Source organism: uncultured Aquimarina sp., assembly GCF_947495315.1.
Lineage (GTDB): Bacteria > Bacteroidota > Bacteroidia > Flavobacteriales > Flavobacteriaceae > Aquimarina.
On sequence record NZ_CANLYD010000011.1, the window covers coordinates 28216 to 44862 of the forward strand.

The window sequence follows — 16647 nt, forward strand, 5'->3', positions numbered from 1 at the left end:
CAAATTATGATACTTTATAATACCAAAAATGATATCTTAATAAAATGTTAAATTTTTAATTTTCCGAAAACGTTTTTCGTTAAAATAATTGTTAAATACACCTCGCAGAATTGGCGATAGATTTTTTCTTCTCTTACTTCATAGTAGCTGTAGAGCTATGAACTAAACTTTTCGAAAAGTAATTTTTACAACTAACATCTTAAACAAAAACCACAATCATGAGAAAAATTTATTTAGTACTTAGTGTGATCCTGGGTCTATTTTCTTGTACATCAGATGTAGACAATTTGGATTCTGAAATGAAATCAATCGAACTATCAGCAAAAACTAGTTCTGAAAACGTAAAATTATTAAGCGCTTGGACAGCAAATAGAAGTAGTCCGGTACATATCAATTATCAGAGAAAATTTAAGGTAAAAGTTAAAAACCTAGCATATCAAAAAGAAGTTGCAATTCATCATGCAACGTATAATGGAAATTGGGTAGATATACCACTAACATTCGAACAAGCTATTGAGAATGATGAAGAGATCTGGGTAGGAGAGGTTACTCCTGATTATGAAATTTATAGTGACGAGTTCGTAGTGAAGTATACTGTGAATGGAGAAACGTATTGGGATAACAATAGCGGAAAGAATTATAGTATGCTGGTAAATGTGGGAGGATATTTATCGCCAGAAATAAACGTAGAGCTTAACAAAAGTTTTACAAGACCCACCGGTTCATCCTTTGCTATCAATGTTAATGCGAGACGTAATTATGGTGCTCCGGCAACTGTGGAGGTGGTTTATACAACTGATGGTTGGGTAACAAAAAATACAGTTCCTTTAGCATATCAAAGATATTTTAGAGTGGGATATGCCCATTATATAATGAGTCCTAATCAATTTGATGTAGATGTTTATGACACATCTATTCGAGTGGCCGAAGATGTACAATCCATAGATTTTGCTATTGTTTATAAAATAGATGGACAGGAATATTGGGATAATAATTATGGGAGTAATTACACTTTGAGTAAAATTATATACTAACAATCAAACAATCGCAAATCACTAACAACAATGAAAAAGTATTTTTATTTATTTATGAGCTTATTAGTGCTATCATGTAGCACAGAGGACGATTTTATTGAAAATCGAGAAGCAGAAATCACTACAAATGAAATAGCTGCTAAAAACTCAAATCCGGTTAGTCTTCTCAAAGCCTGGACTACGTATAGTTCATACAGAGGTTATCAAGGGTATACTAGAAAGTTTACAGTTAGAGTAGCGAATCTCGCATATGATAAAAACGTGAGTATTTATCATCAGAGATTGGATGGAAACTGGGATGAAATACCCTTAACATATAGCCAAAGTATCAACGATGGACAAAATGAAATTTGGACAGTGGAATATAACCATGGAGGTTATAGTATTGATCAGATTTATGCCGATGAGTTCGTGGTAAAGTACGAGGTTAACGGAATTACTTATTGGGATAATAATAATGGTTCTAATTATGCAATGTCTCGATCGGAAGGATCTTTTTTTGCAGATCAAAGCCTACAAGTTAGTGCAGATACTGATTTTGTGAGTTTGTCTTATTTTCCTTATGATGACAAAAACACGTTTAATATTACTGTAGACGTAAGAAATCTATCACCTAATAAGGAAGTTGGGGTCGTATACTCTTCTGATGGATGGCAAACACAATCGTATGTGCCACTTACTTTTAGACAAACTTGGACAAACGGTCCTTTATATTCTATTCAGAGTCCTAATAATTTTGGGATTGAAAGATGGCAAGGTTATGCTAGACTGGATGCTTCAGAAGACCAGTTAGAATATGCAGTTGTATATAGAGTAAATGGAAACGAATACTGGGATAATAATTATGGTAATAATTATACAGTAACTATAAATTCTTACAATTAAATAAAGAAGTTTATTTAATGGAGAAGTCCGCCTTACATGTGTGTTTGTATGGCGGATTTTAGTTTTCAGAGTGTTAACTCCATTTTGATATTACTTCGCAGGTATGGAGAATCTTTTTCGAGATCAATTTCTACAAAACCATATTTTCGGTAAATATGTATGGCATTTTCTAAGATTCTGTTAGAGTATAAAATTAACTTAGTCCAGTGCTGATCTTTAGCAAAATCAAGGCAGAAAGACATTAATTGTTGTCCTATTCTCTGTCCTTGAAATTTTGGCGACACGGCCATTTTTCCTAATTCATAGATTCCTTCTTCTATTTTAATTAGAGAAAATGTACCTGCAATTTCATCTTCTGATTTAGCAAAGAAAATATGACCACCTTTGTTGATAATTGTTTCTTCACATCGTTCCAGTAAGTCTACGTCATGTGGCTCTACTACAAAATATTTTTCTAGCCACTCTATATTAAGGTCAGCGAAATCTTTAGCGTATTTAGAGTCAAAAGGTATGATTGAAATGTTCTTCGTTGTCTCCATAAATTATTGATTGTATGTTTCTAATATTCTCTGATGTAATGATTTTTCTTTTAGTTGAAATTCTAAGTGATTGATGTGTTTTATAAGGCTAGTGGTGCTTCCTTCTGTAAGCCATTTTACCTGTTGATCCATGATTTCCCATAAAGGAATCATTTCTTTGTGTAAAGACGATCCTTTTTTAGATAGTTTAAATATTTTTTTTCGTTTGTCAATTGGGTCTGTTTTGTATGTAACAAGTTTTTTGTCAATCAATTTTTTCAATGCCTGTGTAATAGCAGGTTGTGTATAGTGTATTGCTTCTTGTATATCTGTTGTTGTTGCAAATTCTTTATCAATAATTGTTTTAAAGATTGGGAAAAGATATGGGTCAAAATCAATTTGTGCTGCGTCATATACCAACTGAATTTCTTTCATCATAAAATCGCTCAATCGTTTCAGTCGAGACCCTAATCCTAATTCTCCAAATTCCTGTAATTTATCTTGCATAAGTATTTATATAAGTACTTATGTAAAAATACATAATTTTTTTTATTTTTAGAAGTATAGGCTATTTTTTTAGATAATGTAGAACGAAATTCTAACCGTGGTTTTGTGAAAATTGATATATCTATATGACTTAATCGAATACTAATCAAGTGTTTGCGGATATCATTCTTTTGCTTACGAATACTATTTAAGACGTATCTAAAGACACTATACAGCTCTGAGTTCCGTTGTTATTAAATTACACTTTTTTTGAATATAACTGAACTCATTACTAAAACTATAGATATTTTGTCTATTGCTTTTTTAGAATCAATTGAACTGAACTCAATATTAAATTAACCACACATGATCTTTTTAACTCGATTAAAACTTTTAGTAGTATTGCTAATGTTGACTTCTTTTGCAGTAGCGCAAACCCCAGAAGGAGAATTAAAACGTTGGCACAAAATTACTTTATCTTTTGAAGGGCCTAGCACTTCAGAGACGGCAAATCCAAATCCTTTTTCGGATTACAGATTAGAAGTTACTTTTACCAATGGAAATCTTTCTTATATAGTTCCAGGATTTTACGCAGGGTGCAGTGATGCTGCTGATTCCAGTTGTGATTCAGGGAATATATGGCAAGTACATTTTAGCCCAGGACAGACAGGAACTTGGGACTGGTCAGCAGAATTTATCACAGGATCCGATGTGGCGATTAATGGAGGCGGATCTAGTGCTGGATTTATGGATGGAGATACAGGATCTTTTATTGTAGAAGAATCTGATAAATCTGGGAGAGATTTTAGATCAAAAAATAAAGGTAAACTGCAATATGTAGGTGAACATTATCTACAACACTCGGGTACTGATCCTAAGAGCCCAAACGGTCCTTGGTTTGTAAAAGCTGGAGCAGATGCTCCAGAAAATACATTAGCGTATAACGATTTTGATAATACACCGAATCGTGGAGGTAGAAGAAAAAATTGGAATCCACATCAACAGGATTATGATGCTGGCGATGCGAGTGGATATACCTGGAAGAATGGACAAGGAACTGAACTTTTAGGAGTAGTTAATTATCTTTCTACCAAAGGATTAAATGCTTTTTCTTTCTTGACATTAAGTCTTCATGGAGATGATGAAAATGTTTTCCCTCACTTGATAAAGGTTTCAGAAAATGTTTATAACGGATACAATGATAGTCAACAATGGAATCAGGGAGTACATAAAGATCGTTTTGATATTTCCAAAATGGCACAATGGGAGAAGATATTTGAATACGCTGATAAAAAAGGTGTATTTCTACATTTTAAAACATTGGAGACCGAAAATGATAATATCATGGATGATAATACCAATGGGAGACAACGTAAACTTTATTACCGTGAGTTAATTGCTCGTTTTGGGCATCATTTGGCTCTTAATTGGAATATTACAGAAGAAACCACCTTACCAGATAATGTGACAAAATCAATTGCTTCCTACATTAAAGATGTAGATCCATATGACAATCATATTGTATTACATACGTATCCTGGTCAACAAGATCAACGATATGATCCTTTATTAGGCACTAACTCTGAACTTACAGGAGCATCTGTCCAGACAGATAAAAATAAAGTTCATGATGATGTAAGAAGATGGCTTGAGAAATCAAGAAATGCAGGAAAAAAATGGGTTGTTGCTAATGATGAACAAGGAAGCGCAAATATAGGTGTGGACCAAGACGGTAAAGAAGATAAACTAGTTCGTGATAAGGTATTGTGGGGTGCTCTTATGGCCGGTGGTATGGGAGTTGAATACTATTATGGTTATCAAACAGGAGAAACAGATTTAACTGCTCAAAATCACAGATCTAGAGATATTAAATATTCTCATGCCAGTCACGCATTAAATTTCTTTGAATCTTACTTACAGGAATATTTGGTAGACATGGTATCCTCTGATGGTATAACATCTGCGAATGATTATGTATTGGCAAAACCTGGAGAAGTATATGCAGTGTATCTTCCGGATGGTGGATCTACAAACATCGATTTGCCTTCAGGAACCTGGCAAGTACAATGGTATAACCCAAGATCAGGAGGGAGTTTAAGTGCCGCAACTGCTGTGTCTAATGCTATATCAGCACCAGATACTAATGATTGGGTGGCTTTAATTAAAGGAGAATCTGATGGTACAGATTGTACGAACACACAGAATGTAGTGGTTTTTCAAGACGCTTATTTACAGGGAACTACCTTATTTAACTCCTCAGAATTACGAGTAGAAAGTGGAAACAGAGTAACCTACTTACAATTTGTTGTTCCAACCCTATTAGAAACCATAACCGGAGTAAAGTTACAAATGTCTGTTAGCACTGATGGAGGTAATGGACTTATCGAAGTGTATAAAGGGACTTCAAACAATTGGACAGAAAGTAATTTGTCTGATAGTAATAAACCAGTAGAAGGAGACTTGATAGGATCTTTAAATACAACATATAGCGAAGGTCAATCATATGAATGGAACTTATCTGGAATTAACGCTGGAGAAACTGTTTCACTAGTAATTAAGCAAACCGGAGGGAATGATGTTTCTTTCTCTTCAAAAGAAGGTTCAAATGGACCAAAGCTTGTTTTAGAATTAGATTGCAATGATGGTGACGGAGGAGATGGAAGCAATACTTGTGCTGCTTTAGAAGAAAATGGAATCGTAGCAGTGGAGGCAGAACATTTTGAAGGTCAATCAAAAACTGATAAAAGAAAATGGTATTTTCAGGATGGAACTGTTTCTACACCAACACCAGATCCTGATCCAAGTCATCACGCTTCGGCTAGTGGAGGTGGATATCTAGAAATTTTACCAGATACAAGAGTTACCCATGATGATCCTTTAGTAAACGGAGAAAGCTTTTCAAATACGCCTGGTGTTGTTGGTATTTTGGATTATAAAGTGAAATTTACCACTCCGGGAAGGTATTTTGTATGGGTACGACTGTACTCTACAGGATCAGAGGATAATGGTATTCATGTGGGAATCGATGGTACTTGGCCTGAATCAGGACAAAGAATGCAGTGGTGTGCAGGCAAAAACCAATGGACCTGGGAGAGTAAACAAAGAACCGATGCAAATCATTGTGGAGAAGCAGAACTAATATATATTGATGTTCCGTCTGCAGGATTACATACCATTTCTTTTTCTATGAGAGAAGATGGTGTGGAAATGGATAAGTTTGTACTATCTCAATCTTATACTAAACCAAGTGGAGTTGGGCCAGATGAGGTTCTTGTTGATTGTGCACTTTCTGTGGATGATTTTGATATTAAGGAATTCAGTTTATATCCAAATCCTGCTCAAAATTTTATTAATGTAAAAGGATTAACCAAAGGGATGGCTTCAGTTTATGATATGACAGGAAGAAAAGTAATGTCTTCCATAGCTATTTCAGAATCTGAAAATAATGCTATTGATATATCTACAATTCCTTCTGGAGTTTATTTTATGGTAATTCGTGATAATGGAATTCAAAACACATTAAAATTTATAAAGAGATAAGTTCTTTCGAGCATATTTTCTCAGCAATTCACTTAATTTTAAAAAGGGTGGAAATAATTTAGTGTTATTTCCACCCTTTTTTTAGTAATTGATTTAAGTTATGCTAATTTATATAATGGAAATTCTTGTTTTATGATTCCACTGGTATTGTTTTTAAATTGAAAATCGACTTCAATTTGAGCGTAAAAGCGAATAGATTTTGACCTCTGAATATGTTGCAAAGTGAATTGTCAGATATATAACATAGGATTTGTCATTCCGGCGCAGGCCAGAATCCACGATCAATGATAATTATTCCAGTCTGATGCCAAATCGTTCCAATCGGGATTGTCTTCTTCTATCAAGTTTATTTTCCATTGTCGATTTCAGTTTTTTAATCTTTTTTCTCTTAGAATGGCATCATTTACGTATTGATATATTTCAAAATAAACCAAAATATTTAAATCATATTTTTTCGAAAATCCCTCTATTAATTTATTTTTATGTTCGAAAATCCTTCTTTCTAGGTTATTTGTCATTCCAATATAAAGGGTTCCATTTTTCTTGTTAGAAAGAATGTAAACTGAATATTGATGTTCAGGTTTTAGCATTTGTATTTATTTTGTATTCCGGCCTACGCCGGAATGACAACTTTTTCATTGGCTTTTGTCCATATGGTTTGTCATCCCAGTGCAGGCTGGGATCTAAAATGGAGGGACATTCATGAAAATTGATTCCAGAATAAATCTGGAATGGCATTAAATATAAAATTATTCATTATACTAGATAAAGAACCTTTCAATTTATATCCTTAAATTCTTTAAATAAAGCCATTGCTTTTAAGTAGTTTTGAGCACCGGTTTTTGTCTGATCGTACATAAAACCATCTAACTCAGGATGATTTTTTTTGATCCAAGTTACCATCTCACTTTTCTTACTATTCCAAAGCTTAAAATCAGAGTCCATTTCTATGTTTTTTATTTTAGAAATTTTTTGATTCTTTATTTCAATTACTTCCTTGGAAATTATAGTTTTTTCATTTAGAAATTTAATTCTAGTACATATTTTAGAAACTCTAATTACTACTTTTTTATCAATTTCTTTAACTTCTAATAGTTCATATTTTGGAGAAAAAACCGAATCCCACTGAAAGTGTTTGTAATAATCATCTTTAGAATAATTCATATTATAATCTCCTTCGCTGATGGTTATGCTATCTCCAATAAGTTTTGATAATTCTAAATAGTTACTTTGATTTAATTGATTATAATAATTTTGAACTAATTGTGTGTTATGATTTTTTCTTGAGCAACTGCCTAAAGAAAAAAAGAAAGCACATAAAATTACAAAGCTTAGTAATGTTTTCAGTTTTATCATAGTATTACTTTTCTAATCCCTTTTTTAATACTTCCTGAATTCCCGATAAATGTTCACTAAACTGCATCATCTGAGCCAATACTTGTGCCATTTCATTTTTATCACCAAAGCCTTTTAACTTATTGTTTTTGATAAAAGTTTCTTTGATAGTTTCCCAACGTGTAGCTTCTTCGTCCACTATGGTATTTGTTAATTCCTTGTACTTAAGAAGGTTCGCTTCCGCAGCACTCGTTAACGTTTGAGACTCATTTTCATAATGTGATAGGAGTAGGGTTTGTAATTCTTTCTCATTCATAATCGGAACCACTTTGCCTACCAGTTTACTCATATCACGATAAGATCCTTGTAACTTAAATGAAGGCTCTGTACGATATGAATCTTCCATCGCTGCTGATTGTATATATGTAGCATTTACTTGCATCACTGTATTACGGATGGTCACTACTTTTTCTAACACTGCCAGGTAATCTTGTATTTCCTGCTTAGTGTGATTTCCTTTTAGTTCTATGCCTTCCTGAGTACCAGATTCTACCATTTCAATTAATCCATAAATATCTTCAAAATATTTACTGCTTAATTGATGTAAAACAGGATTAGAAGTCAATGCATTTTCTATCAAGCTGAGTTTGAATAAATCTGCCGTATCGCCAATAATATCTCCAAGATTGTAGATATCAGCCCTGTTGGCTAACATATCGGGAATCTGAAACTTATCTCCACTTTCCGTATATGGATTTCCGGCCATTATTACACAGAATTTTTTGCTTCGCAGATCATATGTTTTAGGATGTCCATTATAGATTCCTTCAATTTTACGAGTACCATCTGCTAGTGAAATAAATTTCTGTAAAAACTCAGGATTACAATGCTGAATATCATCCAGGTATAACATTACATTGTTCCCCATTTCGAATGCTAGATTCAGCTTTTTGAGTTCTTCGCGAGCAGCAGAATTAGTGGCTGCCATTGGATCGACTGAGGTAACTTCGTGACCAATAGCCGGGCCATTGATTTTCATAAACACCAACCCCAAACGGTTAGCCATATATTCCATTAAAGTTGTTTTACCATATCCAGGAGGAGATATCAGCAATAGCATCCCCATTCTATCTGTACGTTTATTGTCTCCAACGCTTCCTAGTTGTTTAGAAAGATTATCTCCAAATAAAGGCAAATAGACCTGATCAATTAGCTTATTACGTACAAAAGAAGATAAGACTCTTGGTTTAAATTCTTCGAGTTTAAGGTCCTCTTTTAAAGTTTCTGTCACTAAGTGTTTTGCTTCTCGATATGCTGAGTATGCAGGAACTTCTATGTTGGAAAATTCTGATAATCGAGTAATAAAATGATGATAATTAAATTCAAAATTAGTTTCATTTATAGTTGGATGACTTCCTTTTAATCCTTCAATAATTTGTGAAGGATTTACATGAATTACTTCTGAAACAGATTCCTTTTTATATAATAAAACACAAACAATCTCATGTGCGTACTCAATCTGTTTTGGATGATGGGTTTTTAGAAAAGCAGTAACCCATTGTAGCGTTAAACGGATTACATCTTTCTGGTTTTTTCCATTAGTTAATTCTATAGATTTCTTAAACTTGGTTACTACTTTTTTCTTCTCTAATTCAGCCAGAAATATATCGTGTAATTCATTTGCAGTTTGACTGATACAAAACACATTATTAGTTTGTAGTTCGGCAAAAAGATAGTTACTAATGGCATTACTATATTTTTTATCAAACAACTTTTGCTGATCAGCGAAAGTAGAAATCTCCTTTTCTAGATCAGAAAGTATTGTTTGGTATTCTGTACTATCCGAGAAAATCTCTAAAACTTCTCCGGATGCTTTTATAGTATCATTCCAATAGGTTTTCTTTTCCGTATCTAAACTATGCCAAAAGTTTTGTGCATAGGATCTAGACAGTGCGTCATAACGTAATAATCCAAGATCATGATCTTTACTCACTAAAACCTTTAGAATTGTAGCAGCATCTACATCATGAACTCCTTTTACATATCCTTCGGCGTAGTTTTTACTGCTTTCTGATTTTATGAGTTCTAATAGTTCTTTTTCTCCTAGATCTACTAATTCATCTTTTTTGGTGTTAAATATTTTATACGCTAAATAGGCTGAACGATATATTTCTTGATTTTCAGAGATTAGCTCTTGATCCCAGTATTTTTTAGACTTTAGTAATATTTCGTTTTCAATTTCCTGATAGAAATCGGTTCCGGTAAGATGGTATTGTAATGTATTGTCTTTGTATACAATAGTAAGGTCTAATGGTTGTTTGTTTACACCAAACTTATGTTTTCCTAGTTTAATGATATTCTCACCATCTTCATAGAGATCTTGTTTGTCTTTTAGTTTACGAGTAGCATCTTCTTTGGCAACTTTTAATGCAGTTTCAATAGTCTCAGCTTTACCAGCGTCATCCAATTCCATTAAATTGGCAATGATATCTCTAAGCTTATTGATCATTAGATCAGATGCAAAATATCCATTGATATCAGCGACAGAATCAAAACTTAATGCCTTTTTAGTAACTCCTTTTAATATTCGACTTGCTGCATTTTCTAGAGCAACAGCTTTTTTATTTCTAGCCTCGATCAGACTATTCTTTCTGGCTTCAAAAGCATTATATACTTCTTCGCGCTTTTCTATAATCAGCGTAATAAACTCTTCGAAATCCGCAAATCTTCCTTCCAGATCTTCTAACTGAACCGATACCTTGTTTAGTAATTCATCTGTTTTTTCTGGTGTATTGGCAATATCAAGATAGTTGATGATACTCTGATCAACTAGTTTCAATTGTGCAGCAAACTCTGCATTGGCTTCTTTACTACCAAGGGATTTTATTTTATTCTTAATTCCAGCTTTTAGCTGATTAATTGTTGCGAAAATCAGAGATATGTTATCAATGATCTTGGTAGAATGGGAAGTGTCTTCGATCTGAAGATTAGAAACGATATCAATAAGCATTTCTAAATCTTTTGCAATCTGATTGACTTCTTCTTCAAGTTTTTTAGCTTCTATTACTTTTTTAATAGAAGCTAGCTCTTGTTGTTTTTCTTCTACTCGAGCGTGATAGGGTAGTAGTGCCTTATCATCTAATAAGAATTGTACACAACGTTGCGAAATTTTTTCGGTTTGTTCTGCGATTTCATTTTCAAGATCGGTGATAAACTGTTTATCAATGTATCTGATGTCATTTAAACCAATAACCTCACCACGTAAGGTTCTAAGTTGTGATAATACTTGTACAAAATCATCAATAGACCGAAATGAACTACTTTTTATCTTATTAAATATGCTTTGAGCAGCTTCTTTAGTTTCTTTAGTTACATTGGTAGCAGTTCTGCGCAGTTGTACTACTTTCTCAAACTCATCAATAGCTGCGTTAGCAGCATTACTTATTTCTCCTAAAGGTATATCTAAGCGACAGGTGTCTTCTTCTCTAATCCAATAATAACTATCAATTATATCACTAGAAGATTTAGCAAGATCATCGTATAATCCATCATAATTATCTTCTTTGTTAAGTAGTGTTATTAAGGCATGACATTCGGCCATTGCTTTTACGATATCTTTATTACCAATTTTATATAATAAAGTATCCGTATGTTCTGAAGGGATCTCGTTCCCTTTTAAGAAAGGAGTTTGCCATATCTGAATAACATGATGCTTAGTTTGTTCATCTTCTGTCTTAAAATAACAAAGTTCTCCACCGGCTAAAATGGTAAATCCATTACAAACAATTGGGGTTTTTACTTCTTGTTCAATGACATTGTAGGACATCAACGTATATAATCCTTTTTCACTTTCATAAAACACATATAAGAAGTCTTCTCCATTTGGTGAGCTAATTTTCTCTTGAAATTTAACATCAGAAATCTCATTGGTAAATAGTTTTACTTCTCCGGATTGCAGATAGTATCCATTAGGGTATATGATTCCTTGATCATCTGGTAAAAGGACACAGGCATCTTTAATACACTCAATTTTTTTAACCTCTTGCACTTTATGATTATACACGAAATACCTTGGAGCTTCTTGAAAAGGTTTGATTTCTAAAGCAATGAGGTTACCAAGATTTGCATATCGATATTGACCATCATCTAGTGTCTGATCTACTTGTTCTACAGCTTCGTCGTATATTCCTTTTCCGTCATCAGTATTGTCCTCGATTTTTATGGTTAAATCGCCACCTACTGTTTCTACAAAAACTTTATCCAAAATAGAAATATGAGGATGTGTGCCGTAACGATGCATATCACGAGTGACTTCGATCCATTCGAATTCATATTGTTTTGGAAACTTAAATTCATGTTCACTACGATTGTCTATATAGCTAAGGCTTCCTTCATTTATCAACCATTTGAAGGTTTTAATGTCAGAAACACTTTCACTGAGCTGAAATACCATGTGCAGGTAATTACCAACAATAGCGAATTTAGAAAAGATCGTATTTCTGTAATATTTATATAGATTCGTAAAGTCATCAATAAAAACAGGATCATTGATGAGGTCTAATTTTTTATTTACAAAATGATTATCAGCATATGTATAAATACTGAATACATCATCGAGTTTTATTTCTGTTCGTAATCCGAAATGAACATTATACCCAAAAAGGCAAAAATCACCAATAGTTACAATATCTCGTGCAATACAGTTATTTTCTGTGTTGATACGATTATTGGCAATAAGTTTGGTTTCTACACTACCAAAAACTTCTTTTCGTGCATCATTTAGTTGTGTAAGACGGTTTTGGAGTTCACCTTTTTGTTTTTGCAAACGTTTTTGGATGATCTCATAGGTTCCCCCGTCTAGTTGTATGTCGTTCTTGTTGGTTTCTTCCATAGTTGATACCCTAGGTTTAATCAGAGTTAAAATTGGTTTCCCTCCTTTTTGAGGAGGGACGAATTTGTCTTTGACAAATTCAGGGTGGTTGTGGATCCACAACCACCTCTTTCTTCCGCAAAGCGAAATTCATTCTCCTCCTTTTTTGGAGGAGGAGAGCTTTTATGGTTTAAAATTATCTTCTATTTCTTTTAGTACTGATTTTAAATTGTCAAATATCATTTTATTTTCAAAACGAATAACAGTAAATCCAAAACTCGTTAAATAATCAGTTCGTTTTTGATCTTTTTCCTGAACTTCCGGTTTATTATGAATCTCTCCATCCAATTCGATGATTAGTTTTTCTTTAGGGCAATAGAAATCCACAATATAATTACCAATACTGTGTTGTCGCCTAAACTTTCTTCCTTTTAATTGACTTTTTGAAAGGTGCTTCCACAAAAATGCTTCTGCAGATGTTCCATTATTCCTTAGATCTTTTCTAAAGGTTTCTAAATATTTTCTATTATGCAGTTGATTATTACTCAAAATCTATTACTTAATCTTCTCAATTTTAGAATTGGTTGGTTTTTCTGAATCGTAGATGATTTTTATAGAATCTCCTGCTTTTCCGGTCTTTTCAAAATATAGATCATGCTCGTGCCTCGAAATTTCTTCCGTTTTTGTATACTCTTTTGAATCAATAATATAAGAGTATTTTACATGTATATTCTCTACGGTAGGTGAGAATTCATTATCAATCCTATTTGTTGAAATTTTTTCAATGACTGCAGTTGTGACAGCACCATTTTTTATCAATCCCTCTTTTTTATAATAGGTATTGAATGCTAATACACTTATCGCTATAAATAAAACTGCTATTAATCCTAAAAATTTTTTATTCATAATCTTTTTCTTTTTTTGTTATCTAAAGAGACCATAGTTTACTCTTACAATCTGAATTGGCTATAGAAGAACAACGTCCATTCGAGTGATCCGACTTAGGAAGGATTGTATCGAGAATAGTTGTTTTCTACTCAAAAAGCCTAATCTCGATACAATTTTTCTCCATTTCATTATGAAAAATCACTCGATTTGACGGCTTTTTTCAGAATTCACCTTAAGCCAAACTCATGTTTATAATTCAAAATGTACTATATACTATCATTGTCACTATAAAACCTATCAATATTCCAAAACCAATCAATCTTCGTTTAAATAATCCTTGCCTTTGCTTTCTTAGTTTATCTCTTATTTCTTTTAATGTTTCTTCAGAAACTGGTTCTACTTTGATTCCTTGGCTTTCTTCATCACTTTCTGTCCATCCATCATAGGCTTTTCGCTCCTGTCTTCTACTATTTTTTAGAAGATTACTTAAGTTATGACCATATCCTCCCATAATTATGCGATGTATATGATTAAGGTGGTAATCAGAACTATCAAACCTGCTGAGACTATGAATCGCTTTTTAAAAAGTTTTACTCTTTGTTTGTTAAGCTTATCTCTTATTTCTTGTAATGTCTCTTCAGAAACTGGTTCTATTTTGATTCCTTGACTTTTGGTATCTGTAGTTCCAGTTATAGTGCTAAAAGCGTCTCTTTTATTTCTTCGATCATTAAATTTAATCGAAGCAACCATGGCTGCTATGCTCATAATTAAACCGTATTTAAAAGTTAAACAAATCCCATCTAGTCAATCACTCGCTACCCCAAAGAGAGTTCAAGACTTTCAGGGATTGACTTTTATGGGTCTAAAAATGTATTTATGATTGTATTCATAAAGTTTTGTGGATTTTTAACCTCCTCTTTCTTCGCCTTTGCCGGATTCATTCTCCTCCTTGAAAAAGGAGGAGAGTTTTTCTGAATGTTATTTCAATTTTTTGTCAGATAATCCTAATCCTTTTGCTAGATTAAACAGATTACTAAACAGGTCATTTTCATCTTGACTCGTTGATTTCTGTTTAAGATCCATTAGGATATTGGCAATTGTAAGATTTTTTATATCCTCTGAAGAGACTCCGTATTTAGTTGCGAATTCTTTTACTTTATCTAAAAGGTTTCCTTTTACATCATCGCTTCCTAAGATTGCATCTTTTACGTCTTTTACAGTATCCGAGTGCTTAACAAGTCTGTCAAATCCTTTTGCTTTGGTTACTTGTCCAATAATTTGATCAAAGAACATGGTTTCTCCACCAACGATATCAATGTTAGCAGCTTTTAATGCTTCTCCAATCACATCTGCCTGAGCATATGCAATTTCTTTTTGGATATTGATTTCGGCTAAGTCTACTTGTAATTCTTTATCTAATCGTAACTTGAATTCTTCGTGTTCTTTTCCTACACCATCCAGTTTTTTCATCGCTTCCGCTTTCTCTTCGATTCCAACAGCTTCTGCTAATGCAATTTCTTTATCACCAATTGCTTTGGCAAGTGCTTTTTCTTTGATTACTTCAGCTTCTGCAACACCTTCTTCTTTTAAGGCTTCTGCTTTTGCAGAAATACCAGCAGCTTCGGCTTTGGCTTTTTTCTCAATAATCGATGCTTCTACAACTCCTTGACGTTCATGAGCATCTGCTTTTGCATGCATTACCTGAGCCTCAGACATACCAATGGTAGCTTCTTCTTTTGCTTGCGCTTCTGCTAGTGTTTTTCTTGCAGCTGCTTCTTTTTCGCTAGCTTCTTTATGCGCTAATGCTTCTATATTAATTTCTTCTGCTTTTTGTTTAGCGGCCTCTTTTTGAGCTTCTGCAGCTTTTATAGTTGATATTAATGCTTCTTCCGCATTAGCTTCGGCAATTGTAATTTTTACTTGTTTCTCACGATCAGCAGTTTTAAAAGCTTCAATATCTTTCATATTTTCTTGCTCCTCTACCACACCTTTTTCTAGAGTAACACGATCACGAATTACATCCTGAATGTTTTTCTTCTCAACTTCTACTACTTTCTCTTTTTCTATCTGAGCAAGAGTTACGATACGCTCACGTTCCGTAGCTTCTAACATTCTATCTTTTTCTACTCTTTCTGTTTCTACAGCATCGGTACGTTGCTTATTTTTCTCAGCAACAATGATCTGACGTTGCATATTTTCTTCTGCAACTTTTACTTTTTCTTCCGTAGAGATACGAGCTGTTTCAGATTTTAGTCTTTCTTCTTCGGATACTTTTAGTATCTCTGCTTCTTCACGAGCTTTGATATTCGAAATCTCACGTCTTTGTTGTTCCTCTTTTTCTGCTAATTGTTTATCTAATTCCAAAATTGCTTCACGCGCTTCTACATCCTGCTTACGAATTACCTTTTCCTCATCACGTTTGATAAGGTTAGCTTTCATGTTTTGCGCAGCGGTTAATTCAGTAATCTTTTTAATACCTTCTGCATCTAATATGTTGTCCATTTTTAAAAACGAAACAGGTGTTTGTTCTAAGTAATCGATAGCACAATCTTCTAGGGTGTATCCATTAAGGTCTGTACCAATAATATTCACGATTTCATCTCTGAATTCACGTCTTGCTTCATATAATTCAGTGAATTGAAATTTCTTTCCAACAGTTTTCAAAGCTTCAGAAAATTTAGCTTCAAATAATTCTTCTAATGTTGATACCTCTGAAGCTCTTTCACAACCAATAGTCTGCGCTACTTTTTTAATAGAATCCACATCACTATTTACTCTAACGAAAAAGGCTACCTTAATGTCGGCTCTCATATTGTCTTTACAGACTAACCCATCACCTCCTAAACGTTCTATTTGAATTTTCTTAACGGATATGTCCATGATTTCTACTCTGTGAAATACAGGAACAACATATAGTCCTTTATCTGTTGCTACTTGTGTGCCTTTGAATCCAGTTCGTACAAGTGCTTGTCCTTGGGGTATTTTTTTGTAGAACATTGCGATGATCGCAAAGTATACAATGATTAAGAATAGAATCAAGCCTATCCCGATGCCAATAAATGGTAAAATGCCTGTCATAATAGTTTAGTGT

Annotated in this window: 13 protein-coding genes; 3 read left to right on the forward strand and 10 right to left on the reverse strand. The window is 33.5% G+C overall.

Annotation, left to right across the window (positions count from 1 at the left end; translation table 11 throughout):
• Window positions 1-218: 218 nt before the first annotated feature.
• Together Q0910_RS18105 and Q0910_RS18110 are read left to right on the forward strand one after the other, a co-directional pair.
• Window positions 219-1034 carry a carbohydrate-binding protein gene (locus Q0910_RS18105; protein WP_299219448.1) on the forward strand — a complete coding sequence of 272 codons (816 nt, stop codon included), beginning with the start codon at window positions 219-221 and terminating at the stop codon, window positions 1032-1034.
• A gap of 30 nt (window positions 1035-1064) precedes the next feature.
• Window positions 1065-1919 (forward strand): carbohydrate-binding protein, encoded by an 855-nt coding sequence (locus tag Q0910_RS18110; protein ID WP_299219452.1) that lies wholly within the window; start codon window positions 1065-1067, stop codon window positions 1917-1919.
• 65 nt (window positions 1920-1984) lie between these two features.
• Here Q0910_RS18110 and Q0910_RS18115 read toward each other — a convergent pair whose 3' ends face one another.
• Together Q0910_RS18115 and Q0910_RS18120 are read right to left on the reverse strand one after the other, a co-directional pair.
• The gene (locus Q0910_RS18115; protein WP_299219456.1) at window positions 1985-2458 is read right to left on the reverse strand and encodes a GNAT family N-acetyltransferase; all 474 of its coding nucleotides are present in this window, start codon (window positions 2456-2458) and stop codon (window positions 1985-1987) included.
• A 3-nt stretch (window positions 2459-2461) separates the two neighbouring features.
• Window positions 2462-2944, reverse strand: a complete 483-nt coding sequence (locus Q0910_RS18120; protein WP_299219460.1) for a MarR family transcriptional regulator — start codon at window positions 2942-2944, stop codon at window positions 2462-2464.
• 345 nt (window positions 2945-3289) lie between these two features.
• Here Q0910_RS18120 and Q0910_RS18125 point away from each other — a divergent pair, with 345 nt between their 5' ends.
• Window positions 3290-6463 (forward strand): DUF5060 domain-containing protein, encoded by a 3174-nt coding sequence (locus Q0910_RS18125; RefSeq protein ID WP_299219463.1) that lies wholly within the window; start codon window positions 3290-3292, stop codon window positions 6461-6463.
• Window positions 6464-6828: 365 nt separating this feature from the next.
• Here the strand turns inward: Q0910_RS18125 and Q0910_RS18130 are convergent, their stop codons facing one another.
• The 8 genes from Q0910_RS18130 to Q0910_RS18165 all read right to left on the reverse strand — a co-directional run bounded on the left by Q0910_RS18130 (window position 6829) and on the right by Q0910_RS18165 (window position 16634).
• Window positions 6829-7053, reverse strand: coding sequence for a GIY-YIG nuclease family protein (locus Q0910_RS18130; protein ID WP_366142681.1), 225 nt, complete (start codon window positions 7051-7053; stop codon window positions 6829-6831).
• Window positions 7054-7240: 187 nt separating this feature from the next.
• Entirely contained in the window at window positions 7241-7819 is a 579-nt protein-coding gene (locus Q0910_RS18135) for a hypothetical protein (protein WP_299219465.1), read from the reverse strand.
• 4 nt (window positions 7820-7823) lie between these two features.
• A complete protein-coding gene (locus Q0910_RS18140) occupies window positions 7824-12689 on the reverse strand; it encodes a DNA repair ATPase (RefSeq protein ID WP_299219467.1) in 4866 nt (1621 codons plus the stop codon).
• 162 nt (window positions 12690-12851) lie between these two features.
• A complete protein-coding gene (locus Q0910_RS18145) occupies window positions 12852-13217 on the reverse strand; it encodes an endonuclease domain-containing protein (protein ID WP_299219469.1) in 366 nt (121 codons plus the stop codon).
• Window positions 13218-13223: 6 nt separating this feature from the next.
• Window positions 13224-13574, reverse strand: coding sequence for a hypothetical protein (locus tag Q0910_RS18150; RefSeq protein ID WP_299219471.1), 351 nt, complete (start codon window positions 13572-13574; stop codon window positions 13224-13226).
• Between the two features lie 238 nt (window positions 13575-13812).
• On the reverse strand, window positions 13813-14067 hold the full coding sequence (locus tag Q0910_RS18155) for a hypothetical protein (protein ID WP_299219473.1): 255 nt from the start codon (window positions 14065-14067) through the stop codon (window positions 13813-13815).
• Window positions 14068-14069: 2 nt separating this feature from the next.
• The gene (locus Q0910_RS18160; RefSeq protein ID WP_299219475.1) at window positions 14070-14321 is read right to left on the reverse strand and encodes a hypothetical protein; all 252 of its coding nucleotides are present in this window, start codon (window positions 14319-14321) and stop codon (window positions 14070-14072) included.
• A gap of 213 nt (window positions 14322-14534) precedes the next feature.
• Window positions 14535-16634: an SPFH domain-containing protein gene (locus tag Q0910_RS18165; protein WP_299219477.1), complete on the reverse strand. Its 2100-nt coding sequence runs from the start codon at window positions 16632-16634 to the stop codon at window positions 14535-14537.
• Window positions 16635-16647: the final 13 nt, after the last annotated feature.

What these genes read in the sequence shown, in the direction of transcription:
- Q0910_RS18125 (WP_299219463.1), top strand. Translation starts at nt 3,290, where the DNA reads ATGATCTTTTTAACTCGATTAAAACTTTTAGTAGTATTGCTAATGTTG.
- Q0910_RS18150 (WP_299219471.1), bottom strand. Translation starts at nt 13,574, where the DNA reads ATGAATAAAAAATTTTTAGGATTAATAGCAGTTTTATTTATAGCGATA.
- Q0910_RS18120 (WP_299219460.1), bottom strand. Translation starts at nt 2,944, where the DNA reads ATGCAAGATAAATTACAGGAATTTGGAGAATTAGGATTAGGGTCTCGA.
- Q0910_RS18135 (WP_299219465.1), bottom strand. Translation starts at nt 7,819, where the DNA reads ATGATAAAACTGAAAACATTACTAAGCTTTGTAATTTTATGTGCTTTC.
- Q0910_RS18110 (WP_299219452.1), top strand. Translation starts at nt 1,065, where the DNA reads ATGAAAAAGTATTTTTATTTATTTATGAGCTTATTAGTGCTATCATGT.
- Q0910_RS18130 (WP_366142681.1), bottom strand. Translation starts at nt 7,053, where the DNA reads ATGCTAAAACCTGAACATCAATATTCAGTTTACATTCTTTCTAACAAG.
- Q0910_RS18160 (WP_299219475.1), bottom strand. Translation starts at nt 14,321, where the DNA reads ATGAGCATAGCAGCCATGGTTGCTTCGATTAAATTTAATGATCGAAGA.
- Q0910_RS18140 (WP_299219467.1), bottom strand. Translation starts at nt 12,689, where the DNA reads ATGGAAGAAACCAACAAGAACGACATACAACTAGACGGGGGAACCTAT.
- Q0910_RS18115 (WP_299219456.1), bottom strand. Translation starts at nt 2,458, where the DNA reads ATGGAGACAACGAAGAACATTTCAATCATACCTTTTGACTCTAAATAC.
- Q0910_RS18165 (WP_299219477.1), bottom strand. Translation starts at nt 16,634, where the DNA reads ATGACAGGCATTTTACCATTTATTGGCATCGGGATAGGCTTGATTCTA.
- Q0910_RS18155 (WP_299219473.1), bottom strand. Translation starts at nt 14,067, where the DNA reads ATGGGAGGATATGGTCATAACTTAAGTAATCTTCTAAAAAATAGTAGA.
- Q0910_RS18105 (WP_299219448.1), top strand. Translation starts at nt 219, where the DNA reads ATGAGAAAAATTTATTTAGTACTTAGTGTGATCCTGGGTCTATTTTCT.